The sequence below is a fragment of the Neoroseomonas terrae genome (assembly GCF_018129025.1).
Taxonomy (GTDB): Bacteria; Pseudomonadota; Alphaproteobacteria; order Acetobacterales; family Acetobacteraceae; genus Neoroseomonas; species Neoroseomonas terrae.
In genome coordinates, this window is sequence record NZ_JAAEDI010000022.1 from 1 (window position 1) to 25827 (window position 25827).

At 68.0% G+C, this 25827-nt stretch carries 21 protein-coding genes and 2 tRNA genes; 16 read left to right on the forward strand and 7 right to left on the reverse strand.

Going from position 1 to position 25827, the window contains the following annotated elements; translation table 11 throughout:
* The 4 genes from GXW78_RS19445 to GXW78_RS19460 all read right to left on the reverse strand — a co-directional run.
* The coding region (locus GXW78_RS19445) for a molybdopterin-binding protein (RefSeq protein WP_211870563.1) at nucleotides 1-1022 on the reverse strand (1022 nt) is incomplete at its 3' end.
* On the reverse strand, nucleotides 1019-1759 hold the full coding sequence (locus GXW78_RS19450; RefSeq protein WP_211870564.1) for an XdhC family protein: 741 nt from the start codon (nucleotides 1757-1759) through the stop codon (nucleotides 1019-1021). The genes GXW78_RS19445 and GXW78_RS19450, both read right to left, overlap by 4 nt.
* Entirely contained in the window at nucleotides 1756-2088 is a 333-nt protein-coding gene (locus tag GXW78_RS19455) for an XdhC family protein (RefSeq protein WP_211870565.1), read from the reverse strand. Before GXW78_RS19455 ends, GXW78_RS19450 begins: the two co-directional genes overlap by 4 nt.
* On the reverse strand, nucleotides 2085-3326 hold the full coding sequence (locus tag GXW78_RS19460; protein ID WP_211870566.1) for a vWA domain-containing protein: 1242 nt from the start codon (nucleotides 3324-3326) through the stop codon (nucleotides 2085-2087). Before GXW78_RS19460 ends, GXW78_RS19455 begins: the two co-directional genes overlap by 4 nt.
* A 205-nt stretch (nucleotides 3327-3531) precedes the next feature.
* On the opposite strand from GXW78_RS19460, the gene GXW78_RS19465 reads away from it, so the two are divergent.
* Nucleotides 3532-5055 carry a glucan biosynthesis protein gene (locus GXW78_RS19465; protein ID WP_211870567.1) on the forward strand — a complete coding sequence of 508 codons (1524 nt, stop codon included), beginning with the start codon at nucleotides 3532-3534 and terminating at the stop codon, nucleotides 5053-5055.
* Nucleotides 5043-6812, forward strand: a complete 1770-nt coding sequence (gene mdoH / locus GXW78_RS19470) for a glucans biosynthesis glucosyltransferase MdoH (protein WP_211870568.1) — start codon at nucleotides 5043-5045, stop codon at nucleotides 6810-6812. Before GXW78_RS19465 ends, mdoH begins: the two co-directional genes overlap by 13 nt.
* Here the strand turns inward: mdoH and GXW78_RS19475 are convergent.
* Both GXW78_RS19475 and GXW78_RS19480 read right to left on the reverse strand, forming a co-directional pair.
* On the reverse strand, nucleotides 6793-7674 hold the full coding sequence (locus tag GXW78_RS19475; RefSeq protein ID WP_211870569.1) for an AAA family ATPase: 882 nt from the start codon (nucleotides 7672-7674) through the stop codon (nucleotides 6793-6795). The genes mdoH and GXW78_RS19475 overlap by 20 nt on opposite strands.
* 110 nt (nucleotides 7675-7784) lie before the next feature.
* A complete protein-coding gene (locus GXW78_RS19480) occupies nucleotides 7785-8477 on the reverse strand; it encodes an SRPBCC family protein (RefSeq protein WP_211870570.1) in 693 nt (230 codons plus the stop codon).
* A 127-nt stretch (nucleotides 8478-8604) separates the two neighbouring features.
* Here GXW78_RS19480 and GXW78_RS19485 point away from each other — a divergent pair, with 127 nt between their 5' ends.
* The 3 genes from GXW78_RS19485 to GXW78_RS19495 all read left to right on the forward strand — a co-directional run bounded on the left by GXW78_RS19485 (nucleotide 8605) and on the right by GXW78_RS19495 (nucleotide 12185).
* Nucleotides 8605-10005, forward strand: coding sequence for a sodium:proton antiporter (locus GXW78_RS19485; protein ID WP_211870571.1), 1401 nt, complete (start codon nucleotides 8605-8607; stop codon nucleotides 10003-10005).
* A 10-nt stretch (nucleotides 10006-10015) separates the two neighbouring features.
* Nucleotides 10016-10936, forward strand: coding sequence for a methylisocitrate lyase (gene prpB / locus GXW78_RS19490; RefSeq protein WP_211870572.1), 921 nt, complete (start codon nucleotides 10016-10018; stop codon nucleotides 10934-10936).
* Between the two features lie 157 nt (nucleotides 10937-11093).
* Nucleotides 11094-12185, forward strand: coding sequence for an OmpA family protein (locus GXW78_RS19495; RefSeq protein ID WP_211870573.1), 1092 nt, complete (start codon nucleotides 11094-11096; stop codon nucleotides 12183-12185).
* Nucleotides 12186-12501: 316 nt separating this feature from the next.
* Here the strand turns inward: GXW78_RS19495 and GXW78_RS19500 are convergent, their stop codons facing one another.
* A complete protein-coding gene (locus GXW78_RS19500) occupies nucleotides 12502-13917 on the reverse strand; it encodes an ATP-binding protein (RefSeq protein WP_211870574.1) in 1416 nt (471 codons plus the stop codon).
* 132 nt (nucleotides 13918-14049) lie between these two features.
* Between GXW78_RS19500 and GXW78_RS19505 the strand changes: the two genes are divergently transcribed.
* The 11 genes from GXW78_RS19505 to GXW78_RS19555 all read left to right on the forward strand — a co-directional run bounded on the left by GXW78_RS19505 (nucleotide 14050) and on the right by GXW78_RS19555 (nucleotide 25723).
* A complete protein-coding gene (locus GXW78_RS19505; RefSeq protein ID WP_211870575.1) occupies nucleotides 14050-15165 on the forward strand; it encodes an acetoin utilization protein AcuC in 1116 nt (371 codons plus the stop codon).
* Nucleotides 15162-15653, forward strand: a complete 492-nt coding sequence (locus tag GXW78_RS19510) for a DUF192 domain-containing protein (RefSeq protein ID WP_211870576.1) — start codon at nucleotides 15162-15164, stop codon at nucleotides 15651-15653. Before GXW78_RS19505 ends, GXW78_RS19510 begins: the two co-directional genes overlap by 4 nt.
* 341 nt (nucleotides 15654-15994) lie before the next feature.
* Entirely contained in the window at nucleotides 15995-17941 is a 1947-nt protein-coding gene (locus GXW78_RS19515; RefSeq protein WP_211870577.1) for a Hint domain-containing protein, read from the forward strand.
* Between the two features lie 1082 nt (nucleotides 17942-19023).
* A complete protein-coding gene (locus GXW78_RS19520) occupies nucleotides 19024-21036 on the forward strand; it encodes a Hint domain-containing protein (RefSeq protein WP_211870578.1) in 2013 nt (670 codons plus the stop codon).
* A gap of 75 nt (nucleotides 21037-21111) precedes the next feature.
* Nucleotides 21112-21185 (forward strand) — tRNA-Pro (locus GXW78_RS19525).
* 21 nt (nucleotides 21186-21206) lie between these two features.
* Entirely contained in the window at nucleotides 21207-21530 is a 324-nt protein-coding gene (locus tag GXW78_RS19530; protein WP_211870579.1) for an ETC complex I subunit, read from the forward strand.
* A gap of 61 nt (nucleotides 21531-21591) precedes the next feature.
* Nucleotides 21592-21668 (forward strand) — tRNA-Arg (locus GXW78_RS19535).
* Nucleotides 21669-22018: 350 nt separating this feature from the next.
* Nucleotides 22019-22549 (forward strand): dihydrofolate reductase family protein, encoded by a 531-nt coding sequence (locus tag GXW78_RS19540; RefSeq protein ID WP_211870580.1) that lies wholly within the window; start codon nucleotides 22019-22021, stop codon nucleotides 22547-22549.
* Between the two features lie 77 nt (nucleotides 22550-22626).
* Nucleotides 22627-23244, forward strand: a complete 618-nt coding sequence (locus tag GXW78_RS19545; protein ID WP_211870581.1) for a Hint domain-containing protein — start codon at nucleotides 22627-22629, stop codon at nucleotides 23242-23244.
* 50 nt (nucleotides 23245-23294) lie between these two features.
* A complete protein-coding gene (locus GXW78_RS19550; RefSeq protein WP_211870582.1) occupies nucleotides 23295-24467 on the forward strand; it encodes an acetyl-CoA acetyltransferase in 1173 nt (390 codons plus the stop codon).
* Between the two features lie 116 nt (nucleotides 24468-24583).
* Entirely contained in the window at nucleotides 24584-25723 is a 1140-nt protein-coding gene (locus tag GXW78_RS19555) for a Hint domain-containing protein (protein ID WP_211870583.1), read from the forward strand.
* Nucleotides 25724-25827: the final 104 nt, after the last annotated feature.

A 25827-nucleotide genomic window follows, 5' to 3' on the forward strand; every position in this document is an offset into this window, starting at 1 on the left:
GGGGTGCGTGCCGCCTGCTCGCGCGGCAGCGGCCGCACGTCGATCTCCTTCAGCAGGCCACCGACGCCCATCGCCATCACGTCGCGCCCTGTCACGGCCAGGCCCGCGAACAGCCGCTGCAGCACCCAGTCGAAGCCGTTCAGCTTCGGGCTGCGCGCGCAGCCCGGCAGCACCATGGCGGGAATGTCGCCAATGCGGCCGAGGCACAGCAGGTTTCCCGGATCGACCGGCATGCCGAAATGGTCGATCACCCCGCCCGCGCGAACGATGGCGGCGGGGCCGACATCGCGTCGGTCCACCACGGCGGACGCCCCCGCGATCAGCAGCATCTCCGCCCCGGCACGGCGCAGCCGGCCGAGCGCTTCGGCGACCGGTCCTTCATCATGGCGGGCGCGTTCCACCGGCAGCAGGCTGCCGCACAGTGCCTCGACGCGGGAAGCGGTCGCCTCCACCGCGCCTTCCATGACGCTTTCCTTGTCCTTGATGCCCGGAATCTCGGTCAGGACCAGCCCGACCTTCAGCGGCCGAAAGGGGTGGATGGCGAAAGGGGAGCCGTTGCGGCGCGCTAGCGCCTCGGTCACCGCCAGCACCGGGCCGGGCACGGCGAAGGGGATGATCTTGATGGTCGCCACCATCTCCTTCGCCGACACCACGGTGTGGTTCGGCAAGGTGGCGATGGTCACGCTCTCATCCACCGTGTTGATGGTGTCGATGCGCTTCGCATCCAGCACCAGCAGCCCCGCCGTCTCGGCGAGGAGGTTCACGCGCCCCGTCACGGCGCGGGACTTCGCGACATGGGTCGCCAGCACCGCCTGGGCGATGCGGTCTGCCGCCTCGTCCTCCGGCACGTCGCCGGCCTCGAGCCGGGCGGTGATCACCTCCCGCTTCCCGCCAGCGCGGATGCTGGCGATCGCGTCGTCGTCCAGCACCGTGCCCTTCTTCAGCACCTTGCCGTTGAGGCGCAGCGAATGAGCCAGGACGGCGCCCTTGGCCTCGTCCAGCGGAGTCGGGCCGAAGATCATGCGCCAACGCCAATGCTGACCCGGGGCTCCGCGGGGGCGGGCAGGGGGCGTGGCTCGCCGAGGGCCGCGCCGCGCCGGGCGGCAACGATTTCCGCCATGACGGACAGCGCGATCTCGGGCGCCGTTACCGCCTCGATGTCGAGACCGACGGGGGCATGGATGCGCGCCAACGCTTCCGTGCCGTGGCCGAGCTCCGTCAGCCGCGCGACACGCTTCGCATGCGTCCGCCGGCTGCCGAGCGCACCGATGTAGAACGCGTCCGACCTCAGCGCGGCATCGAGCGCCGGATCGTCGAGCTTCGGATCATGCGTCAGCGTGACGACGGCCGTTCGCCCATCAGGCTTCAGCACCGCCATGGCGTCGTCCGGCCAGTCGGTGTTGAGCGTTACGCCAGGCAGCCGTTCCTCGGTCGCGAAGGCGCGGCGCGGATCGACCACGATCATCTGGAACCCGAGCGGGGCGGCCATCGGCGCCATCGCCTGCGCGATGTGCACGGCGCCAACCACGATGATGCGCAGTGGCGGATTGTGCGGGTGGACGAACCACGGCTCGCCCCCGATCGTCAGGGTGCCGGCCTTCTCGGAACCCAGCGCGGCACGCGCCGCCTCGGCCAGCGCGTCCGACACGGCGTCGAGCGGCCACAGATGCTCCGCGCCATCGGTCAACCGCGTCAGCAGCACGACGGGCCGCTGGGCGGCGCGTTCCTCCTGCAAGCGGGCGAGCGTCGCCGCCTTCACGTCAGCGGCTCCACGAACACCTTCACCTTGCCGCCGCAGGACAGGCCGACTTCCCAGGCGCGCTCATCCGAGACGCCGAAGTCGAGAAGCTGCGGCGAGCCCGAGGCCATCGCCTGCTTCGCAGCATCCGCCACGGCGCCCTCGATGCAGCCGCCGGAGACGGAGCCCATCAGCTTGCCTGACGCCGTGACCGCGAGGCGCGAGCCCGGCGGTCGAGGGCTGCTGCCCCAGGTCTCGACCACGGTGGCGATCGCCACCTGTTCGCCCGCCGCGCGCCATGCGGCTGCGGTGGCCAGGATGTCTTCGGAATTGGTGAGGTCGGTCGTCATGCCGCCATCCTCCTCCCGCGCTGCGCGGCGGGTTGCCGGTCGGATAGCGTGGCAACCAGGTCGCGCAGGCTGTTCAGGTTGTGGACCGGGCGGAAGTCGTCCACATGCGGAAGCATCGCCCGGATACCCTGCGATTTGGGCTGGAATCCCGCGAAGCGCAACAGCGGGTTCAGCCAGATCAGCCGGCGGCAGGATCCGCGCAGGCGCGCGGTCGCCTCGGCCAGCCCCTGCGCGCCTTCGCGGTCCAGCCCGTCGGTGATCAGCAGCACCACCGCCCCCTGGCCCAGCACGCGCCGCCCCCAGAGCCGGTTGAACAGCGCGAGGCTCTCACCGATCCGCGTGCCGCCTGACCAGTCCGGGACGATGTGGGAGATCATCTCGAAGGCGATCTCCGGGTCGCGATGCTTGAGCTGCCGCGTGACATTGGTCAGCCGCGTGCCGAACAGGAAGGTATGGACGCGGTCGCGGTCATTCGCGACTGCGTGCAGGAAATGCAGCATGATCTGCGCGTAGCGCGCCATGCTGCCGCTGATGTCGCAGAGCACGACGAGCGGTGGCGGGCGCGTCACGCGGCGGCGGCGGGCGAGGTCGAGGATTTCGCCGCCCGTGCGAAGCGACTGCCGGACGGTCGCGCGGAGGTCCGCCGTGGGGCCGAAGGGGTCCGGCCGGAAGCGGCGCGTGCGCTGCTCATCCAGCGGCAGGGTCAGGCGCCGGATCTCCTGCTTCGCGGCAGCGATCTCGGCCGCTGACATCGCCTCGAAATCCATCGACTGAAGGCGCTCGCGCTCGCTGACCGTGAAGGTCATGTCCTGCTGCGGCGGTGGTTCCTCGGGTGCCTTCGGCTTCGGCCGGTTCTCCTGAATCGCCTCGGCGAGGCGGCGGGAGGCCGGCGGCGGCTTCTCGTCCTTCGGCTTGTTGGCGTCCATCAGCGCCATGGCGGCGGCATGGGCAGCGGCTTCCGGATCGCGCCAGAACAGGGCGAAGGCCTGGTCGAAGATCTCGAAATGCTCGCGCTTGTGGACCATCACGCTGCGCAACGCGGCATGAACCTGGCGACGATCCGCGAGGTCGATCTCCGTCAGCGCGCCGAGCCCCGCGATCGCTTCCCCGGGGCCGAGCGGCAGGCCGGTGCGACGCAGCAGCCGCGTGAAGGCGAGCAGGTTGTCTGCGAGATGCCCGGCCGGCGTACTCAGGCCGCGCGGTGCGATGATGCGGGTCGGGTCGCGGTCGAGAACCATCCGGCGGCGCGGCTTTCGTGGATTTGAGGACGATAGCCGCTTTCCGCGTGCCTCCCAAGCTTCCGCCTCCGCGCGGTTTACGCTGCGGTGCGGAAACCCGCCCGACGTCCCGGCGTTGCGCAGATGGCAGCTTCACATCTCAGGAGGTCACGTTGTCGATACGACAGGCTGCGCCGCGTCGCGGTTTCGCGCCGGGGGTGCAGCGATGATCCTCCGTCGCCGCCACCTCGCTCTACTCGGGGTCGGGGCGGTCGCCGCCCCCGCCCAGCGCGGCTCCAGCTCCGCCAGCCCCGCCGCGCCGGAACGGAGTGCCTTCGACCCGCAGACGGTGACCGCGATCGCGCGCGACCGCGCGACGCGACCGCACCGCGCCCAGCGCGCCGACCTGCCGCGGAGCATCGCCGACCTCGACTACGACGCCTATCGCGGCATCCGCTTTCGGCCGGACCAGGCATTGTGGACGGATTCCGGGCTTGGCTTCCGCATCCAGCCGCATCACCTCGGCTTCCTGTTCAAGGATCGCGTGGACCTGTTCGAGGTCGCGGACGGCGCAGCGACGCCGATGCGCTACCAGGCAAGCCAGTTCACCTTCGACGGGCCCGCCCCACCCGCTGATGTCGGGGACATCGGCTTCGCCGGTTTCCGCATCACCCATCCGCTGAATCGCCCGGACCATTTCGACGAGCTTTGCAGCTTCCTCGGCGCCAGCTACTTTCGCGCGCTCGGGCGCGGGCATGTCTACGGCATCTCGGCGCGCGGCCTCGCTATCCGCACCGCGCATCCGCAGGGCGAGGAATTTCCGGCCTTCACCGCCTTCTGGATCGAGCGCCCGACGGACGCGGCGGCGCGCAGCATGACTGTGCATGCGCTACTGGAATCGCGAAGCCTGACCGGCGCCTATCGCTTCGTGATCGCCCCCGGGGACCCGACGGTGATGGATGTCGAGGCCGAGCTGTTCCCCCGCACCGCCGTCGAGGGCGTCGGCATCGCGCCGGGCACCAGCATGTTCCTGTTCAATCCCGGCCACCGCGGCGACATCAGCGACTTCCGCCCCGCCGTGCATGATTCCGACGGGCTGTTGATGCGCACCGGCGGCGACCGGCAGATCTGGCGTGCGCTCGCGAATCCGCGCCGCCTGCAGGTCAGTGGCTTCCAGGACAACGCGCCGCGCGGCTTCGGGCTGATGCAGCGTAGCCGTGCCTTCACGGATTTCCAGGATCTCGAAGCCCATTACCAGCGCCGGCCCGGCCTGTGGGTGGAGCCGCTGGAGGATTGGGGCGCCGGCGAGGTGCAGCTCGTCGAGATCCCGACGCGCAGCGAGATCCACGACAACATCGTCGCCGCCTGGGTGCCCCGCGACGGTTTGAAGGCCGGGGAGCCGCGGAAGATCCGCTATCGCCTGCACTGGGTTTCCGAGCCGCAACTGCCCGGGGAACTGCTCCGCTTCGCCGCGACGCGAAGCGGGTCGGCCGGGCGGGATGGCGTGATCCGCTTCGTGCTCGACACCACAAAGCTCGCGACCCGGCTGGACGGGCTGCCGCAGGCTCGGGTCGACGCGAGCGCGGGGCGGATCGCCAATCCGGTCGTCCAGGAAAACCCGGAGACCGGCGGGCTCAGGCTGTCCTTCGAGCTGGAGGCGGGCAGCGCGCGACTGGCTGAACTCAGCGCGACCCTGGCCGGCCCGGACGCGCACACATCCGAGACCTGGACCCATCGATGGACGGGCTGACGCGCCCACCATCGCCGCTGCTGCCGCCGGAGGCACCCCTGGCGATGCCGGTGCGGCCGCTCGCGGTCCTGCCTGACGAGATCCGCCCGAAGCCGACCTCGCCTCCCGGCACACGCCGCCGCCGCGCCGCCGTGCTCACCGTGACGGCCGCGGTGACGCTCGGCGCCACGGCCGAGATGTGGGAGGTGCTGGGCTTGGCGCGCTGGACGGCGTCGGGCGTCATCATGACGGCACTGTTCGCGGTGCTGCTGATGCCCATCGCGCTGTCCTTCGCGACATCGCTGTTCGGCTTCGGCATGCTGCTGCGCCGCCCCCCCGTGATGCCTGCGGCGGCGCCCGGGGCCACGCGGACCGCTCTGCTGATGCCGGTCCGGCACGAGGAGGTGTCGGGCGTCGCCGCGCTGATCCGCGCCATGCGGGACGATCTGCGTGCACATCGCGCGGATGCCGAGTTCGACATCTTCGTTCTCAGCGATAGCACCGACGAAGCGTTCGCCGAGGCCGAGCGCGAAGCCGTACTGCGCCTTCGCGAGACCCCCGGCTGCCGGGTGTTCTACCGCCAGCGGACGGAGAATGGCGGGCGCAAGGCCGGCAACATCGCCGAATGGGTCCGCCGCTTCGGTGCCGGCTACGAAAGCTTCCTCATCCTGGACGCCGACAGCCTGATGAGTGCGGAGACGTTGCGCCGGCTCGTCGCCGCGATGCACGCCGACCCGCAGGCAGGTCTGCTCCAGACCGTTCCGGTGCTGCAGGACGGCCCAACCCTGTTCGCGCGCCTCCAGGCCTTCGCCAGCCGCGTCTACGGGCCGATCCTCGCGGCGGGGGCCGCGGCCTGGCACGGCGCGGACGGCAACTATTGGGGCCACAACGCGCTGATCCGCACCCAGGCCTTCGCAGAGACCTGCGGCCTGCCGCCCCTGCCGGGTCGCAAGCCCTTCGGCGGCGACATCATGAGCCACGACTTCGTCGAAGCGGCGCTGCTCCGCCGTGCCGGGTGGGGCGTGCACATGCTGCCGCGCCTCGCCGGCAGCTTCGAGGGCGGGCCACCGACCCTGCCGGAACTCGATGCCCGTGACCGGCGCTGGTGCCAGGGCAACCTGCAGCACGCGGCCGTCATCGCCACGCCGGCCTTCCATCCGCTCAGCCGGCTGCACCTCGCGATCGGCATCGGCTCCTATCTCAGTGCGGCGCTTTGGATGGTGTTCCTTGTCCTTGGCATCGCGGTCTCCTTGCAGGCACGCTTTCTGCGGCCGGAGTACTTCCCGCAGACGCATGTGCTGTTCCCGCAATGGCCGGTCGTCGATGCGCAGCGCGCGGTCTGGGTCTTCACCGCCACGATCCTGTTGCTGATGACGCCGAAGCTGCTCGGCCTGCTGGCCTTCGCGCTGTCGGACGACCGGCCGCGCGAGGCACGTGGCTGGGCTGGCTTCCTGGGCTGGGCGGGCGCGGAAATCGTTGTCTCCGCCCTGATTTCCCCGGCCACGATGGTCCGGCAGGCGGGACATGTGGTCGCCGTGCTGGCCGGGCGCGATTCCGGCTGGAAGGCGCAGAGTCGCGACGATGCGTCGCTGCCGTTCGGCGAGGCTTGGCGGTTCGCGCGCACCGGCGTCGTGCTCGGCCTGCTGATGCTGGCGGCGGCGCTGGCCGTAGATCCGGGGCTTGCCGCCTGGATGTCCCCGGTGATCGCCGGGCTGCTGCTTTCGCCGCTGCTGATCTGGTGGACCGCGCAGCCGCTGGTCAGGCAGGAAGCTCGCTGATCAGTCGCGCGGCGTCCGCTCCCTTCAGCTTGGCGATGTCGTCCTGGTATTTCAGCAGCACGCCGAGCGTCTCGTCGACCGCGCCGGGTTCCAGTTCCTTCGCATCCAATGCCGCGAGGGCCTGCGCCCAATCGATCGTCTCCGCGACGCCCGGCAGCTTGAAGTAGTCGCCCTCCCGGACCTTCTGCACGAAGGCGACGATCTGTGCCGAGAGCTTCTCCGGCAGGCCAGGGGCACGGACGCGCAGGATGGCGCGTTCGCGCGCCGCGTCCGGGTAGTCCACCCAATGGTAGAGGCAGCGGCGGCGCACCGCGTCATGCACCTCCCGCGTCCGGTTCGACGTGATGATGACGACCGGAGGCGTTTCGGCCCGCACCGTCCCAAGCTCGGGGATGCTGATCTGGAAGTCGGCCAGGATCTCCAGCAGGAATGCCTCGAATGGCTCGTCCGCGCGGTCAAGCTCGTCAATCAGCAGGACGGCAGGCTCGCCCTCCAGCGCCTGGAGGAGGGGGCGGGATTGCAGGAAGCGGCGATCGTAGATTCCGCGTTCCAGCGCCTCGCGGTCCGTCTCGCCGGCAGCCTCCGCCAGGCGGATCGCCATGAGCTGCCGCGCGTGGTTCCACTCATAGGCCGCGGCTGAAAGATCGAGCCCGTCATAGCATTGCAGCCGCACCAGGTGCCGCGGCAGCATCGCCGCAAGCACCTTGGCGATCTCGGTCTTGCCGGTGCCGGGCTCGCCCTCGAGGAAGAGCGGCCGGCCCATGCGCAGCGCGAGATGCACCGTGGTCGCCAGCGCCCGGTCGGCGATGTAGCCGCCGGAAGCCAGCAGCGCCTGCGTCTCTTCGACGCTTGCCGGCAGCATCCGATTGAGACCTTCGCGCCGCGTGGCGCTGCGGTCATCGGACGCTTGGGTAGGAAGCGGCCGATTCAGACCTTCGCGCCCTGCGGCGCTGCGGTCATCGGACGCTTGGGTCACAGGAACATCAGCGCCAGGATGACGAGCCAGACCGCCCCGCCGGCCCAGGCCAGCAGGGGAATGCCGAAAGGCGCCTCGGGAAGCAGGTCGAAGATCGAGATCCCGGCCGGCGCGGTCGGTGCCGGATGAGTCGATCCGATCACCGGCGCGGCTTCCCGCGGTGCGGCGAAGGAGGCCGCGGCGGCCCGCGCCTCGGCCGGCGCGGCGGCGACCACGGCCTCAGGCTCCGCTTCCACTGCCGCCGCGGGCGGGGCGACGGCCGCGGCGAAGCGGTCGAAGAACTGGTCGGACATCTGCTTGGCCGTGCTGTCGATCAGCCGGGCGCCGAGCTGCGCCATCTTGCCGCCCACCTGCGCCTTCACCGTGTACTTCAACAGCGTCTCGTCCGGCCCGATCTCCTCGAGCGCGACATCGGCGCCGCCCTTGGCGAAGCCCATGGCGCCGCCATTGCCTTCACCGGTGATGGTGTAGGACGCAGGCGGGTTGATGTTCTCGAGCTTCACCTTGCCGCCGAACTTCGCGGCCATCGGCCCGATCTTCAGGGACACCTTCGCCTCGAAGGCATCCTCGGCCGTGCGGGTAACGGATTCGCAGCCGGGGATCGAGGCCCGCAGCATCTCGGGGTCGTTCAGCGCGTCCCACACCCGCTGACGCGGGGCGGAGATGCGGCGCTCGCCGCTCATGTCCATGGGCTGGTCTCCTGCATGGCGGCCAACCTAGGGCCGGGGGCGGGGCCGGAAAAGGGGGGCGTGCCCCTTGTTGTCCCGGCCGGCGTCCGGCAAGGACGGGGTCGGGATCGAGGGGGATCGTGCGGGAATGCTTCGTAGGACCGCCTGCGGCACAATGCCGTTGCTGCTTCTCACGGCCGGCCCCGCGGCGGCGGCCGCGCCGGGGGCGGACCTCTCGCTCGCCTGGGGCATCCCATTCGTGGGGATGCTGGCATCGATCGCATTGATGCCGCTGCTGGCGGGGCGGATCTGGCACCACCACTACGGCAAGATCGCCGCCGGCTGGGCGGTGATGCTGGTGATCCCCTTCGCAATCGTCTTCGGGCCGGGCCGCGCGGCGGAGGAAGTCTGGCACATCGTCCTGCAGGAATATGTGCCGTTCATCGCCCTGCTGCTCGCGCTCTATGTCACCGGGGGTGGCGTGCTGCTGAAGGGCACGCTGGTCGGCACGCCGCTGACCAATGTCGCGCTGCTCGCCTTCGGCACCGCCATCGCCTCGGTCATGGGCACGACCGGCGCCTCCATGCTGCTGATCCGCCCGGTGCTGCGCGCCAATGCCTTCCGCCGGCGCAAGGTCCATACCTTTGTCTTCTTCATCTTCCTGGTCAGCAACATCGGGGGCTCGCTGACGCCGCTGGGCGACCCGCCGCTCTACCTCGGCTTTCTCAAGGGCGTGTCGTTCTTCTGGACGACGACGCATCTCTCCGCCGAATTCCTGTTCTGCGCCGCGGTGCTGCTGGCGATCTACTACGTGCTGGATTCCATCGCCTGGGCGAAGGAAAAGGCGGACGCCCCGGCGGCCGGCGTTCGCGAGCCGCTTCGCATCGAGGGCACGATCAATCTCGCGCTGGTCGGCGTCGTGGTTCTGATGGTGCTGGTCCAGGGGGCCTGGCAGCCGGGCGAGGTGCTGCTGTTCGGCCAATCCATCGGTATCGAACGGCTGGTCGGGATCGCCGTGTTCCTCGCCATCACCGCTGCCTCGATCCGCCTCACGCCGGCGGCGCTGCGTGAGGCGAATGGCTTCGCCTGGGGCGCGATCCTCGAAGTGGCGAAGCTGTTCGCCGCCATCTTCGTGACGATGGCGCCGGTGCTCGCCATCCTCCGCGCCGGGATGGACGGCGCCGCCGCACCCCTCGTCGCGCTGACGTCGGATGCTGCCGGGGAGCCCGTTCCATGGGTGTATTTCTGGCTGACCGGCGCGCTGTCCTCCTTCCTCGACAACGCGCCGACCTACCTCGTCTTCTTCAACCTGGCGGGCGGCGACCCGTCGGTGCTGATGACGCGGGATGCATTGACCCTTGCCGCTATCTCCTGTGGCGCCGTGTTCATGGGGGCGAATTCCTACATCGGCAATGCGCCGAACTTCATGGTGAAGGCCATCGTCGAGGAGTCCGGTGAGCGCATGCCCTCCTTCTTCGGCTACTGCGCCTGGGCCGTGGTCTTCCTGATTCCGCTGTTTATCCTGGTCACCCTGATCTTCTTCCGCTGAGGAGCACCCGATGCCCTACGTGATCGCTGACGACATCCCCGACGAGCCCGCTGGCATCCGGTTCCGCAAGCTGCTCGACCGGCCGGAGATCCTGCAGATGCCGGGCGCGCATCTCGGCATCGCCGCGCTGCTGGCGAAGAAGCAGGGCTTTCCGGCGCTCTACATGTCAGGCGCGGCCATGTCCGCAACGATGGGCCTGCCCGATCTCGGCATGATCACGGTAGACGATGTCGCCTGGCATATCCGCCAGGTGGCGCGGGCCTCCGCTCTGCCGGTGCTGGTCGATGGCGACACCGGCTATGGAGAGGCGCTGAACGTCATGCACATGGTCCGCACCTTCGAGGAAGCCGGCGCGGCGGCCGTGCACCTCGAGGACCAGCTGCTGCCGAAGAAGTGCGGGCATCTGAACGACAAGAAGCTCGCCGCCGCCGAGGACATGGCGGCAAAGGTCGCCGCCGCCCGCAAGGCGCGCAAGCACCTGTATATCATCGCCCGCACCGATGCCGCGGCGAGCGAGAGCATCGACGGCGCCGTCGCCCGCGCGAAGCTGTATCTGGAAGCAGGCGCGGACGCGATCTTCCCCGAGGCGCTGACGACGAAGGAGATGTTCGTCGAATTCGCGAAGCGCATGCCCGGCGTGAAGCTGCTTGCGAACATGACCGAGTTCGGCCGCACGCCGTTCTTCACCGCTGCCGAGTTCCAGGCGATGGGCTATGCGATGGTGATCTGGCCGGTCAGCCATCTGCGCGTCGCGGCGCGCGGCATGGAGGAACTGTACGCCGCCATCACCCGCGACGGCGGCACGCAGAAGATGGTCGATCGCATGCAGACGCGGGCGCAGCTCTACGAAACCATCCACTATCAGGAATACGAGGCGCTCGACGCGACACTGATCCGAACGATCGTGCCCGAGGGCATGCCGCAGAGCTAACGCTCGCTGAATCTTCACATTCATGACATTCGCCCTCAATTCCATGAGATGTGATGAAACTCCTTTTGCCTATGTGACCTATGCGAAGGACTGGATCAGGCGCGGATGAAGCCCGCCTGAACCGGTTCACCATTGGTTTCCGGCGAAAGGATCGTTCATGAGGGCCCTACTCCTAGCGACCGCGGCGTGGCTTGGCGCCGCGGGAGCTGCCGCCGCGCAGCCGCTAAGCGGTGTCTACATCGGCGGTGGCGCGATGCTGAACTTCCTGCAGGACAGCGACGTCACGCTCGGCGCCGGCCTGGCAGGCAGCGCGGCGACGCTCGGCATGGGGAACAGCGGCACCGTCAAATACAATCTTGGCTATGGCGGCGCGCTCGCCGTCGGCTACGGCTTCGGCAACGGCCTGCGTGCCGAGCTCGAAGGCAGCTATCGCTACAATGAGGTGGACAGCATCTCGGGCTTCGGCGGAGGCGGCAGCTTCGGCCAGATCCGCGGCAGCCAGCGCACCTACGGCATGATGGCGAATGTGTTGTACGAGTTCGACGTCAGTCCGCGCTTCCGCCCCTATCTCGGCGCCGGCGTGGGCTGGATGTGGACGGAATGGCATGCGGTGCGCGGCACCAACTCCATTGCGCGCATCGGCTCGGACGATACGGACAGCAGCTTCGCCTACCAGCTGATCGCCGGCTTCGCCGTGCCGATCAGCCAGCGCTGGGCGCTGACGCTGGACTACCGCTTCCTTCAGGTGGTCGATCCGGAACTGGACGGCCTCGCGGCCCGCGTCGCCGCGCCGAACGGCGTTTCCCGCGGCAGCATGAGCACCGACAGCTTCAACCACTCGGTGATGTTCGGTGTCCGCTACGCCTTCGGTGGAGCCGCCCCGGCCGCCGCGGCGCCGCCGGCCGTCGCTCCGGCGCCGGCGCGCACCTTCCTGGTGTTCTTTGACTGGAACCGGGCGGACCTGAACGACCGGGCGCGGCAGATCATCTCGGAAGCGGCGCAGGCGCGCTCGCAGCAGCAGGTCACGCGCATCGAGGTGAACGGCTACACCGATACCTCGGGCTCGGCGCAGTACAACCAGGGCCTGTCGGTGCGGCGCGCGAATGCCGTGGCGTCGGAACTGGTGCGGCTGGGCGTGCCGCGGCAGGAGATCGTGGCCCAGGGCTTCGGCGAGACGAACCTGCTGGTGGCAACGCCGGACAATACGCGGGAGCCGCAGAACCGGCGCGTGGAGATCATCCTGCGCTAAGTGGAGGCGGTGTCCGGCAGCGGAGATCGGAGGGGCGCCGCCCCTCCGAACCACCCCGCCAGGATGCTGGGCATCCTGGACCGCAATCCGTTGGTGCCGGGCAGGCGGGATCGGTGTCCCCTGCAGACGGGGTTCGTGCGCAAGTGCGGGTCTCGGTACCGTTTCCCGTCCAGGTGCGCCCCGCGCCAAGTGGAGGTTTGCAAAGGCCCTTCGGCCTTTGCGAGGGTGGCTTGGAGGGGCAACGCCCTTCCAATGACGACAGCGAAAGCGTTGGGGCGACCAGTAAGCCCGTTCCACCCGTGGGGCGCCTGCGTCGTTATCGGTCCACCAGCAGGTTGCTCAGCGCGAACCGGATCGCCGGTTCGTCTGCAATCGGCGGTCGGCCGACGAAGGCCGCCAGATCGGCGATCTGCTGCGGGATCTCGCTGGCCTGATAGAAGGCGAGCGGCGTTCCGTGCTTCATGATCAGCTCGATGGTCAGCACGATCGCTTCCTCGGGGTACTCGATCCCGTGCTCCTCCGCGCGAGCCTGCAGGAGCAGCGCGAAATCCGCAGTGCTCGGCCCATGGACGTGGATCTTGTAGGGCAGGCGGCGCAGGAAGGCGCCATCCATCAGGTCCCGCGGCGAGAGGTTGGTCGAGAACACAAGCAGTTGGTCGAAGGGGATCTGGAAGGACTGCCCGGTGTGCAGCTTCAGGAAGTCGACGCGTCGGTCCATCGGCACGACCCAGCGGTTCAGCAGCGCGTCGGGGCGCACCAGCTGGCGGCCGAAATCGTCGATCAGCAGCACGCCGTTCATCGCCTTGACGTGCAGCGGCGCCTCATAGAAGCGAGACGTCTCCTCGAATTTCAGATCGAGCATGTCGAGGCTGAGTTCGCCGCCCGCCGCGACGAAGGGCCGCCGGCAGGGCACCCACCGCGGATCGAACTCGTCAGCGAACAGGCTCGCCGCCGTGGCCCGCCCGCCGCCGGTGCCAAGGCGCCGATGCACTGACGGGTCGAAGACCTTCACGATCTGGCCGGCGACCTCGAAGCAATGCGGCACGAGCACCATGGCGCCGAAGGTGCGCACCATGCGCTCGGCGATCGAGGTCTTGCCGTTGCCCGGCGCGCCGTAGAGCAGGATGGACCGCCCCGCATTCACGGCGATGCCCACCTTGGCGAGCAGTTCCTGCTCGACGACCAGGGGCTGCATCGCCTGGCCTACCATCGTGCGTGTCACGGTTTCGCTGCGGATCGTCTGGCGCAGCACGCGCCGCGAGTATTCGTCCAGCGAGACGGGCAGGGGGCCGATATAGGCGTTGTTCGCGAAGGCATCGACGGCCATGGAGCGGCCGCGCGGGGTCAGGTCCACGCGCAACTCGCCGGCCACGATGCCTGGCTTCAGCTCGACGATGCCCTGCGCGCGGGCGAGTTCGATCAGCACCGTGGCGAGCCGGCGCGAGATGGCGAGCGTCTCGGCGATCGCGGCCGTCGTGCCCTGGCCGGTGGTGCTGAGGAACTTCACCAGCATGTCGAACACGATGCGGCTGTCGATGCCGAGCTGGGCGATGGTGTCGGGCGGCGCCGGCAGGCCGTCCTGCAGGTCGGCGACCGTGCTGGCGTTCAGCAGGCCCATCTCGACCAGCACCTCGCCGAGCGGCCGGCCGGATTTCGACTGCATTTCCAGCGCGTCGTTGACGTCATGGCGGGACAGCAGGTCCAGGGCGACGAGAAGGTCACTGAAGCGCAACGCCTGCCTCCGATGGGTGCCACAGCCGAATCACGGGGATGTGTGCAGGCTATCCGGCGCGCAGCGCGCGGTCCATTGCGACGGCAGGGCCTTGCGCCGCGTTCGCGCCGGACGCATCCCTGCGGCGACGCCATGACCCCGATCCTGATCGGTTCCGAGATCTACCGGCGGTCCAGCTACGGGACCAAGCATCCCTTGGCCATTCCGCGCGTCTCGGTCGCACTCGACCTGATTCGCGCGCTGGGCTGGCTGCCGGCGTCGCATTATCGCGACAGCCCGATGGCCAGTGCGGCCGAACTCGCGCGCTTCCACGACCCGGCGTACCTCGATGCGCTGCGGCGCGCGGAGGAGACCCAGCAGGCCAGCCCCGAGGAGCGCGAGCGCTTTCGCCTGGGCGCCGACGGCAATCCGATCTACCGGGAGATGTTCCGCCGGCCGGCGACCAGCGTCGGCGGCACGCTGCTGGCCGCGCGACTGACGGCGCAGGGCGGCGTGGCCCATGTGCTCGGCGGCGGGCTTCATCACGGAAGGCCGGACAGGGCGAGCGGATTCTGTTTCCTGAACGATGCCGTGCTCGGCCTGCTCGCCTGGCTCGACCAGGGGCTGACGCGCATTCTCTACCTCGACATCGATGCGCATCACGGCGACGGCGTGCAGGACGCCTTCCACGACGACCCGCGCGTCTTCACCCTGTCGGTCCATGAGGACGGGCGCTGGCCCTTCACCGGAGCAGTCGGCGACCGGGCAGGGGGGCATGCGCGCAATATCCCCGTGCCACCCGGCTTCAACGACAGCGAGATGCTCTGGGTCCTGCACGAAGCGCTGCTGCCCACCATCCGGCGGCTCCGGCCGGAAGCGATCATGATGCAATGCGGGGCCGATGCGCTGGAGGAAGACCCGCTGGCGCGGCTGTGCCTGTCCAACAATGCACACCGGGCGGTGGTCGATGCGCTGCTGGGTCTTGCGCCGCGGCTGATCGTGCTGGGCGGTGGCGGCTACAATCCCTGGTCCGTCGCTCGCTGCTGGGCCGGGGTGTGGGGGCGATTGAACGGCCATGCCATTCCGGACGCGCTGCCACCTGGTGCCGAGGCGGTGCTTCGGGGCCTGACCTTCGCCCGCGCTGCCGGCCGCAACCCTCCGGAAGCCTGGTTCACCACCCTCGCCGATCCGCCACGGCCCGGCGTGGTCCGCGCAGTAGTGCGCCGCGCCGCCGCAGAGGCCATGCTGGACTTTCCCGTTGCACCATGAGGTTCCCGATGCTGTTCCGCCGCTCCCTGCTGGCCGCCTTCGCCATAGGCCCCGCCGCCGCTCTCGCCCAGCCGGGGGTCGACCAGCCGCAGCCGCGCCTGCCGACGGAACCGCTCGTCATCCTCACCCGTGATGGCCGCCGGCTGACCTTCACCGTCGAGATGGCAATTCAGCCCGACCAGCAGATGATCGGCCTGATGTTCCGCCCCGAGGTGAAGCCCGACGAAGGCATGCTGTTCGACTGGGGCACTCCGCGCGAGAGCAGCATGTGGATGCGCAACACCATCGCGTCGCTCGACATGGTGTTCATCGCGGCGGATGGGCGCATTCACCGGATCGCGGAACGGACGGTACCGGGGTCGCTGGCGACGGTGTCCTCGAACGGGCCGGTGCGCGCGACGCTGGAACTGGCGGCGGGGGTGACGGAGCGCATGAACATCCGGGCGGGGGACAGGGTCCTGCATCCACTGTTCGGAACTGCACCATAGGCGTTCGGTGGCGACGCGGCTGGCGCTTTCGTCAGCTCCAACTCGGCAGTGGGGGCGCCAAGGCGCCTCTCTTAATTCGGGAATATGCGATGATGTTACACGCATAACTAGATCGATAAAATGATGTTCAATTTTTGGTTGATATCGGAATAATTCAAGGAAGCGCAGCAGCTTACGTGGCATCTCGTGTCTTTTCACATATATGTGCTCCGATCGGTTTTCGACTTGGAGTTGTTGATTTCGCCTAATTAAGCTCGCCTGACGATAGAGTCAGATCGTGCGTGCAGCCTTCACGGGTATGTGCGTATGCGCCCACTCCAACGCCCTGGCGGAGCAGAATCATGAGCGGATCGGCAACGACGGAAACTGACGGTGTCTTCTTCGACACGGACCAGCTCGCAACGATCGCACTCCTCGAAACCGACCTCTTGAACGCGGGTACATCGCAAAACGAGACCTACCTCGGCGACGCCTCGAGTCTGGCCTACGTCAACGTCGCCGGCATCCTCGCCGTCGTCACCGCGGGGAACGATACGGATCAGCTAAACGATACGGCCTCCGGCGGTGCCGGCGATGACCAGATGCACGGCATGGGCGGCGACGACGTTCTGGATGGTGGGGACGGCAACGATATCCTGTATGGCGGCCTCGGCCCCATCGATGCAGGTGCGCTCATTGAGGTGCAACTCACGGGCCTCACCACGGGTGGCCCGTCGGGCAATGACAGCCTGCTCGGCGGCGCCGGTGACGACACGATCTTCGGCCAGGATGGTTCCGATACAGTCCTCGGCGGTGCGGGTGCCGACAACATGCAGGGGGGCGATGGCACCGACTGGCTGAGCTACGCCGGCGGCACGGAGGGCATTTCCGTCTCCCTCGCAGAAACGTCCGGGTCGGGCGGCGATGCCGCGGGGGACGTATACGCGGGCTTTGAGAATCTCATCGGCAGCGAGGGCGACGACTTCCTCGGCGGTACCGCTGGGGCGAACACGATCGATGGCGGCGCCGGCGACGATACGATTGCCGGTGGCGCTGGGGCCGACGCCATGAACGGGGGCGACGGGGGTGGCGACTGGCTTGACTATTCGGAATCCTCTGCGGGCGTGACGGTCGACCTGGCCGGCGGCACAGGCGCGGGCGGTGATGCCGAGGGCGACATATTCATCGACGTCGAGAATGTGCTGGGCAGCGCTGCCGATGACTCGCTGATCGGCGGCGAGGGCGACAATGTCATCGATGGCGGCGCCGGGAACGACACGATTGTCGGCAGCCCCGGCGAGGACACGCTGTTGGGCGGCGAGGGCATTGACCTCGTCGACTACTCCGGCGGGTCGGGCCCGGTCTCGATCAACCTTGATTCCGGCACCGCCGCGGACGGGTTTGGAGCGACCGACAGCATCTCCGGCATCGAGCAATTCGTGACCGGGGATTCGGACGACACCGTCATCGCCGGCGCAGGCGACCACGATTTCGACCTTGGCGGTGGCAACAACTACTACGCCTGGGCGCCGGGCGACGGCAACGACACGGTCCGCCTCGGTGATGGCGCCGATACGCTCGATCTGCAGGGATGGGACAGTGAGGAGAATCCCTGGTCCACAATCGACGGCGGCGATGGATCAACCATCTTCAACAACGGCAGTGGCGGCAGCGTGCAGGTCTACGGCTTCAACGCCGCGGACGATTTCATCGCCTGCTTCGCCGAAGGTACGATGATCGCGACAGACCGCGGTGAGGTGCCGGTCGAATCGCTTCGCGCCGGCGATCTGGTGCTGACCATGCACGCGACGCCACGTCTGATGCCGCTGGGCTGGGTCGGGGTCAGCCAGTTGAATCTTGCGCATCAGCGCAACAAGGCGGCGGCGGCGCCGATCCTGGTCCGTGCCGGCGCGCTGATGGATGGCGTGCCCAGCCGCGACCTTCGCCTCAGCCCTGAGCACGCACTGTTCCTGGATGGCATGCTGGTCCCGGCGCGGATGCTTGTGAACGGCGAGACGATCGTCCAGGAGGCATGGCGCCGGCAAGTGACGTACTATCACCTTGAGATCGAAGGCCATGGGCTGCTGGTGTCGGATGGCGCACTCTCCGAAAGCTATGTCGACGACGGCAATCGTGGGCTGTTCGACAACGGGACGATGGCCGCCCTGTCGGTCGACTTCGAGGCGTATCGCGCGAACGGTCGCTATGCGGTGCAGGCCTGTGCACCGGTCGCTGCGGAAGGCCCTGTACTGAGAGCGATCCGTCAGCGCCTGACGGAGCGGGCTGGGCGGGCCGCGCAGGTGGCCTGACAGCATCGCAGGCGGCCCGGCAATTTCAGCAGGCTGCGCCGCGGCGCAGCCTGGTCGCCGTACGTCGCTTTTGGGGGCAAGGATCGCCGGTCGACCTCGGTCACCGTGGTTTCCACGCGTTCGTTGTCTTCGTCGATCGTGCGGCGAGCGCATGACCGGGATCCATGTCGTCGCCGACGCGCCGGGGTTCCCCATCCGGGTCCGCCGCTGGCGGGCAGAGGCTCGACTTCTGTCTCCGTCATCCTGGAGCGCGCGGCAGTGTATCGGCTGGCAAGGTCCGTGATGCCGATCGCATCCCCGATCTGATCGACGCGCGGCGACCGCCTTAGCATCTCGCCAGGCGCTACCGGTGCTGGAAGCCCTGCTTCAGCCTTCCCTACGCAAAGATAAAAACACGGCCGTCTCGCTGGCGCTCGCAGGAGCAACCCTTCGACGACGTCCGTGCCAGGGCCAGCCCGCTTCATTGCCCCGCGGCGTCCCGCTATGAGTCCGCGATCCAGAAACCGCTAAATAAATAATCTTTAATGTGCGCAATTTGGCTTCGACGGTGCCGACGGCTGTGCCGCGCCGCACGGCCCACCCTGCGACCACACAATACAACCTATGCGGGAATTTCGCCGCTCACAACGTTAGGTGTTTAGTCTTCGAGCCGAAGGTTGCATCACCCGCATATGTGCGACATAAATTTTCTGAAATCTGCATTATCCGATTTTCATCCTACTTTTCTTGCCTTTTCACATACGCGTGCAAGGACAAGATTCCATTTGGATTCGTTGATCTTCATTAACTAGTGTCGCTCAACGGCAGAGTCATCCGGCGGCTTTACAACCATTGCGCGCATTGGAGAGCGATCTGCCGTCCCTCTCTTTGCGGAGCAAGATGATGAGCGGATCGGCCACCACCCTCACTGATGGCACTTTTTTTGACACTAACCAGCAGCCACGATCGCATTAATTAACACGAACTTGGTTAATGTCGGCGCTTCGGACAATGAGACTTATCTAGGGGATGCGTCTAGCCTCACTTACATCAACGCTGCGGGCCTTCTTGCGGTCGTTACTGCGGCACCGGACAACGACCAGTTGAACGACACCGCCTTTGGCGGGGCCGGCAACGATCAGATGCACGGCATGGGCGGCAATGACGTCCTGGATGGCGGCGACGGCAACGACGTTCTGTATGGCGGCCTCGGTCCCATAGATGCGGGCGCGCTTATTCAGGTGCAGCTCACAGGCATCACGAATGGCCCCTCCGGCAATGACAGCCTGCTTGGTGGCGCCGGCAACGATACGATTTTCGGTCAGGACGGCGACGACACGTTGCTGGGCGGCAGCGGCGCCGACAGCATGATCGGTGGTGCGGGCAGCGACTGGGCGAGTTACGCGGGCGGCACCGGCGACGTCTCGGTCTCACTCGCGACGGGAACCGGCTCAGGTGGCGATGCTGCCGGCGACAATCTCACTGACGTCGAGAATCTCATCGGCGGCAGCGGGAACGACTACCTGGCCGGCAGCACCGGTGCGAACACCATCCTCGGCGGCGCGGGCAACGACACGATTGCAGGCGGCGCCGGCGCTGACAGCATGAATGGCGGGACGGGGACCAGTGACTGGCTGGATTACTCGCAGTCACCCGCCGTCATCGTGGATCTCGCGGGCGGTACGGGCAGCGGGGGACATGCTGCCGGTGATCAGTTCACCGGCTTTGAGAACGTTCTGGGCGGCGCCGGTGCGGACTCGGTGGTTGGGAACGGCAGCAACAATCAGATCGTGGGCGGTTCCGGCAACGATACGCTCGCGGGTGGCGGTGGCGACGATACGATCGACGGCGGCACTGGCGCTGACGTCATGGATGGCGGTGCGGGCACTGGCGACTGGCTGGACTACTCGCAATCGGCCGGCGGCGTGACCGCCGATCTCGGTGCAGGGACCGGCGCGGGCGGCGCGGCCGCGGGCGACCAGTTCACGGCCTTTGAGAACCTGTTGGGGGGGAGCAGCGGCGACTCGCTCGTTGGTAGCGACGCAGCCAACGTCATCAACGGCGGCGGTGGCAATGACACGATCGTCGGGAGCCTCGGCAACGACACGCTGGTCGGCGGGGGCGGCGTCCTCGATCGCCTCGACTACAGTGGCTCCTCTTCGCCGATATCGATCGACGTCGGCGCCGGCAGCGTGTCGAAGGGTGAGGACGGCACCGACAGCATTTCCGGCTTCAGCCAGTTCGTGACCGGGGGCGGCGACGACACCGTCATCGCGGGCGCCGGCAATCAGGACTTCGACCTGGGCGGCGGCAACAACTACTTCGAATGGACGCCAGGCGACGGCGACGACACGGTTCGCCTCGGTGGCGACGCCGATACGCTCGACCTCCAGGGCTGGAACGGCAGTGACGACGACCCCTGGTCGACCGTAGGCGGCGCCGAAGGATCGGTTGTCTTCAACAACAGCGGCGGCGGCAGCGTCCAGGTCTACGGGTATGATCCCGAGAACGACTTCATCGCCTGCTTCGCCGAAGGCACGATGATCGCGACCGACCGTGGCGAGGTATCGGTCGAATCGCTTCGCGCCGGCGACCTGGTCCTGACGATGCACGGTACGCCGCGGCTGGTGCCGCTGCGCTGGGTGGGTGTCAGCCGGCTGAACCTGGCGCATCAGCGCAACCGGGCGACGGCGGCGCCGATCCTGGTCCGCGCCGGCGCGCTGATGGATGGCGTGCCGAGCCGCGACCTCCGCCTCAGCCCCGAGCATGCCCTGTTCATCGATGGCATGCTGGTCCCGGCGCGGATGCTCGTGAATGGTGAAACGATCGTCCAGGAGATCTGGTGCCGAGAGGTGGCCTATTATCACCTCGAGATCGAGGGCCACGGCCTGCTGGTCTCGGATGGCGCACTCTCCGAGAGCTATGTTGACGACGGCAATCGCGCGCTGTTCGACAACGGGACTGTCGTCGCTCTCTCGGTCGACTTCGAGGCCCATCGCGCGAACGGCCGTTATGCGATGCAGGCCTGCGCGCCGATTGCGACGGAAGGGCCTGCGCTGCGGGCGATCCGCCAGCGCCTGGCGCAGCGGGCGGGCGAGGCCGCGCAGGTGGCCTGAACATGCCTGGGGGGCGGCACCGGCGCGACAGCGGTGCTTGCCCCCGCCCGGCACCTTCCATAGGGTGCGCCGCGACGGGGCGTAGCGCAGTCTGGTAGCGCACTTGGTTTGGGACCAAGGGGTCGCTGGTTCGAATCCAGTCGCCCCGATTCGACGCGGGATTTCAGAGCATGTCGCAGCACAAGGGCCTGGCCCGCATCTTCCAGCCGCCGAAGTCGGCGATGCAGTCGGGCCGCGGTAAGACTCACGAATGGGTGCTGGAATACGCGCCTTCCGAGGCCAAGGTCCTCGATCCGCTGATGGGGTGGGTTGGCTCGGGCGATACCCGGCGGACGATCCATCTGCGCTTCGATAGCCGCGAACAGGCGCTTGCCTACGCCGAGGCGCAGGGCATCGCCTATGAGGTCGAGACCCCGGCACCGGCGGCCACGATCAGACCCAAGGTCTATGCTGATAATTTCCGCTTTGGACGGCAGGAGAACTGGTCGCATTGACCGGGGCCGCGCGCGATTGCGCGATTTCGCCCCGCCGCGATCTGCTTTAGGTAGCCCACGGGCGCCCTTAGCTCAGTTGGATAGAGCATCGACCTTCTAAGTCGAATGTCGGGGGTTCGAATCCCTCAGGGCGCGCCAATTCCGCCGTTGATACCTGTGCGCGGGAATCCCGCGGACACATAGCGTTGGCAGCGACTTCCATTGCAGCATGCTCCGACCGCATCATGCGATGCAGGTTGCTTCTCGCCGGGAACTGACGCCGCTGTCCGTTCACGTCCTGATGGATCCGTTGGGGCGAGCGGGGCCGGCAATGCACGGACGACGAGCAGGCTCCGCCGTTCCGGACCCTCGAGAACGACAGAGTCCCGAAACAGAGCTTTATCCGTCCATCGACCGATTGCGATATAAAATCAGTCGATTTGGCCTATAACTGGTTGCACAAGACAATCAGATCGCGCGGCCTCTGCCGCGTGGGGAGGGGACGCGGTATGGCGAAGCTCGTATTCGGAATGAACCAGTCACTGGACGGATACGTCGACCACATGGCGTTCGCGCCAGGCCCCGCGCTCTTCCGCCATTTCGTCGGAGAAGCCCAGGCGCAGGCGGGCAGCGTGTATGGCCGCCAGATGTATGAGGTCATGCGGTACTGGGACGACGATCACCCCGAATGGGATGCAGACCACCGCGCCTTCGCGGCGGCGTGGCGGAAGCAGCCGAAATGGGTCGTCTCGCGCTCGATGACGTCGGTCGGACCCAACGCCGAGCTTATCGCGGATGATCTTGAAACCGCGATCCGCGAGCTGAAGGCCGGACGCGAGGGGGAGATCGAAGTTGCGGGCCCGGTCCTGGCGCACAGCCTGACCGAGTTCGGCCTGATCGATGAGTATCGAATCTACCTGCACCCCGTCGTCGTTGGCCGCGGCAAACCATATTTCGCCGGGCCCCGCCCGCCGCTCCGCCTGATGGCCAGCGATCGGATTGACGGAAGCGTGCTCCGGCTGACCTACGTGCCAGCTTGAACGAATGCCTCCGGTTGACCGCCCCTGCCATCCCGAACGACCCTGGGCCGAACCGGTTGACCGGATGAGGACCGCCCGTGACTGATGCATTGCCCGATTGCGGCCTGCCGATCGGCACCCCCGTGCTGACGCCGACCGGGCACGTTCCTGTCGAGCAACTCACCCCCGGTGCCGTGGTGCTCGCGATCTCCGGCGCGGCTGCGCCCTTTCAACAGGTGATGACGGTGCAGCGGCGCCGCTGGGCAGGGCCGCTGGTGCGCGTGCTGGCGGACGCGCTGGAGGATGGCACGCCGCAGGAGGATCTCCTCCTGCCGCCCGCTCACGCCATGCTGCTCGACGGCGCGCTCGTGGCCGCAGGCGATCTGGTCGATCGCCACGGCATCCGGCTGCTGCCGGCCTCGGAGCCGATCGACCTGGTGCAGATCATGCTGGCCGGCCATGACGTCGTGCTTGCGCGCGGGGCGGCGGTCGAAACCATGCGGCCGCACCCCGACGCGCCGGATTGCGCACCGCGGCGGCCGCCGGATGGCACGCTGCGCGCGCTGCTGTCCTGGCGCGCCGAGCGGCTGGGCTGGGCAGTGCCGGAGCCCATGGAACCGATGCCCGAAGTCGGCACGTTGCGCGATCGGCTCGATGCTTCGCCGCTGGCAGCGGCGCTACCGCCGCGGCCGCTCGCCGGTTCCGATACCCCGTGAACGCGTCCGCCGGTATAGGCTGACGCCAACCATCAACGGAGGAATACGCCATGACCGAAGCCTGCATCGTCGGCTGGGCGCACAGTCCCTTCGGCAGGATCGAGGACGCGCCGGATCTCGAAACGCTGATTGCCCGCGTCGCCCGCGCCGCCATCGAGGACGCCGGTATCGCACCGGATGAGATCGACGCCGGCTTCGTCGGCGTGTTCGGGGAAGGCTTCACGCCGCAGGGCTTCCCCGCGTCCCTGCTGCTGCAATCCGTCCCCGAGCTGCGCTTCCGGCCGATCACCCGGTTCGAGAACGCCTGCGCCACTGGCTCGGCGGCGATCCACGGCGCGCGGGACTTCCTCGCCGCCGGCCGCGGCCGCTTCGCCCTGGTGGTGGGGGCGGAGAAGATGACCAGCACGCCCGGGCCAAAGGTCGGCGACATCCTTCTCACCGCCTCCTACCGCAAGACGGAGCAGGATATTGAGGGCGGCTTCGCGGGCGTCTTCGGCCGCATCGCCGATGCCTATTTCCAGCGGCATGGAGACCAGTCGGACGCGCTCGCCGCCATCGCGGCGAAGAACCACCGCAACGGCGTGGACAACCCCTGGGCGCAGATGCGCAAGGACCTCGGCTACGAGTTCTGCCGCACCGAGAGCGAGAAGAACCCTTATGTGGCCCGACCGCTGAAGCGCACCGACTGCTCCCTGGTGTCGGACGGCGCGGCGGCGCTGGTGCTGACGGACGAGGAGACTGCGCGGTCGATGGCCAAGGCCGTTCGCTTCCGTGCCGCTGTCCAGGTGAACGACTACCTGCCGATCGCCGCGCGCGACATCACCCGCTTCGAGGGCGCGCGGGAAGCCTGGGCGCGCGCCTATGACCAGGCCGGTATCGGCTTGGCCGATCTCTCCTTCGTCGAGACGCACGACTGCTTCACCATCGCCGAGCTGATCGAGTACGAGGCAATGGGCCTGACCCCGGAAGGGCAGGGGTCTCGCGCCGTCCTCGAGGGCTGGACGCGGGCGGACGGCCGGCTACCGGTCAATCGATCGGGCGGGCTGAAGGCGAAGGGCCATCCGATCGGCGCGACCGGCGTGTCCATGCATGTGCTGGCGGCGATGCAACTCACCGGGCAGGCGGGCGCGATGCAACTGCCGCGGGCCGAACTCGGCGGCGTCTTCAACATGGGCGGTGCGGCGGTGGCCAACTACGTCTCGGTTCTGGAGCGCGTTGGATAGCGCCGTCGCACACGGCGTCGTGAATGAAGCGTGAAACTAGGGAGCGAATATTGCGGTGCCGTAAATCGCGCGATAGTTGATTTCGGGAAAGCCAATTCCCGAACAAGGATCGCGCGATGTCCGAAACCGGCACTTGGTCCGTCCCCAGTGTATCCCCGGACCCCACGGATGGGCCGAGTTCGCTCGGTGATTCCTATGTCGGCACGGAGGCCCAGGATTCCTGGTCGAATGACGGCGGGGATCTCCTCAATGTCGTCAATGGGCGCGACGGCGACGACACGCTGCATGGCCACGGTGGGGACGACATCCTCATGGGGGCCGAAGGTGATGATTGGCTCCACGGCGGCGAGGGCAACGATGACCTCAGCGGCGGCGCGGGCAACGACGTGCTGCACGGCGGGGCCGGCGACGACATGCTCAACGGCATCCCCGGGGACGACACGGTCTACGGTGGCGACGAGGACGGTCTGGGGAGCGACACCGTCGCATTCCAAGGCAATGCCTCGGATTACCGGTGGGAGTGGGTGGAGGAATTCGGCGGCTGGCGGGTCAGCGACACCAGGTCCGTGGAGGAGACGGGCTATGACGGCGTGGACTATGTGTTCGGCGACGTCGAATGGGCCGCGTACGGCAATTCGGGCGAGATCCTGCAAACACCCTGCTATGCCGCCGGCACCCGCATCCTGACCGATCGCGGCGAGGTGCCGGTCGAGGAATTGCGCGCCGGCGACATGGTCGTGACCCTCGGCATGGCTGGCGCTTGGCTACGCCCGGTGCGCTGGATCGGCCGCCGCCAGGTGGACACGCGCCGCCACCCGGACCCCGCCGCCGTGCTGCCTGTCCGCATCGGCGCCGGTGCGCTGCAGGCTGGCGTGCCCTGCCGCGAGCTCGTCGTCTCGCCCGACCACGCGCTCTACCTCGACGGGGCCCTCGTGAAGGCGGACCGTCTGATCGATGGGGAGGCGATCCGGCAGGAGGCGCCGGCCGGCGGGCGCGTCACCTATTTCCATGTGGAGCTCGACCGGCATGACGTCATCATCGCCAACGGAGCGCCCGCTGAATCCTGGCTCGATTGCGGCAACCGCAGCCAGTTCGAGAATGCGGGGCCGGTGGTGGCGCTGCACGCGTCCTTCGGCGCCGCACCGGCCGTGCGTGGCTGCGCGCCACGGATCGAAGGCGGGCCGGCGCTCGATCGCCTCCGTGCCGCCCTGGCGATGCGGCGCGCGGCGCCGATGCCGGAACGCCGCCGCGGCTGAAGGCCATGCCGGCCGATGGCATCCATCTTTCCTTTACCGATGTCGGCTTAGCTGCGCGGACGGTGGGGTGGCGGGCCGCCCCATCGCGGCAGGGACGGGCGGGC

Excerpts from the sequence above, each read along its gene's own strand:
- GXW78_RS19485 (WP_211870571.1), top strand. The coding sequence starts at position 8,605 with ATGCTTCGTAGGACCGCCTGCGGCACAATGCCGTTGCTGCTTCTCACG.
- GXW78_RS19555 (WP_211870583.1), top strand. The coding sequence starts at position 24,584 with ATGTCCGAAACCGGCACTTGGTCCGTCCCCAGTGTATCCCCGGACCCC.
- GXW78_RS19495 (WP_211870573.1), top strand. The coding sequence starts at position 11,094 with ATGAGGGCCCTACTCCTAGCGACCGCGGCGTGGCTTGGCGCCGCGGGA.
- mdoH (WP_211870568.1), top strand. The coding sequence starts at position 5,043 with ATGGACGGGCTGACGCGCCCACCATCGCCGCTGCTGCCGCCGGAGGCA.
- prpB (WP_211870572.1), top strand. The coding sequence starts at position 10,016 with ATGCCCTACGTGATCGCTGACGACATCCCCGACGAGCCCGCTGGCATC.
- GXW78_RS19465 (WP_211870567.1), top strand. The coding sequence starts at position 3,532 with ATGATCCTCCGTCGCCGCCACCTCGCTCTACTCGGGGTCGGGGCGGTC.
- GXW78_RS19510 (WP_211870576.1), top strand. The coding sequence starts at position 15,162 with ATGAGGTTCCCGATGCTGTTCCGCCGCTCCCTGCTGGCCGCCTTCGCC.
- GXW78_RS19550 (WP_211870582.1), top strand. The coding sequence starts at position 23,295 with ATGACCGAAGCCTGCATCGTCGGCTGGGCGCACAGTCCCTTCGGCAGG.
- GXW78_RS19460 (WP_211870566.1), bottom strand. The coding sequence starts at position 3,326 with ATGGTTCTCGACCGCGACCCGACCCGCATCATCGCACCGCGCGGCCTG.
- GXW78_RS19530 (WP_211870579.1), top strand. The coding sequence starts at position 21,207 with ATGTCGCAGCACAAGGGCCTGGCCCGCATCTTCCAGCCGCCGAAGTCG.
- GXW78_RS19505 (WP_211870575.1), top strand. The coding sequence starts at position 14,050 with ATGACCCCGATCCTGATCGGTTCCGAGATCTACCGGCGGTCCAGCTAC.
- GXW78_RS19480 (WP_211870570.1), bottom strand. The coding sequence starts at position 8,477 with ATGGACATGAGCGGCGAGCGCCGCATCTCCGCCCCGCGTCAGCGGGTG.
- GXW78_RS19515 (WP_211870577.1), top strand. The coding sequence starts at position 15,995 with ATGAGCGGATCGGCAACGACGGAAACTGACGGTGTCTTCTTCGACACG.
- GXW78_RS19475 (WP_211870569.1), bottom strand. The coding sequence starts at position 7,674 with ATGCTGCCGGCAAGCGTCGAAGAGACGCAGGCGCTGCTGGCTTCCGGC.
- GXW78_RS19540 (WP_211870580.1), top strand. The coding sequence starts at position 22,019 with ATGGCGAAGCTCGTATTCGGAATGAACCAGTCACTGGACGGATACGTC.
- GXW78_RS19455 (WP_211870565.1), bottom strand. The coding sequence starts at position 2,088 with ATGACGACCGACCTCACCAATTCCGAAGACATCCTGGCCACCGCAGCC.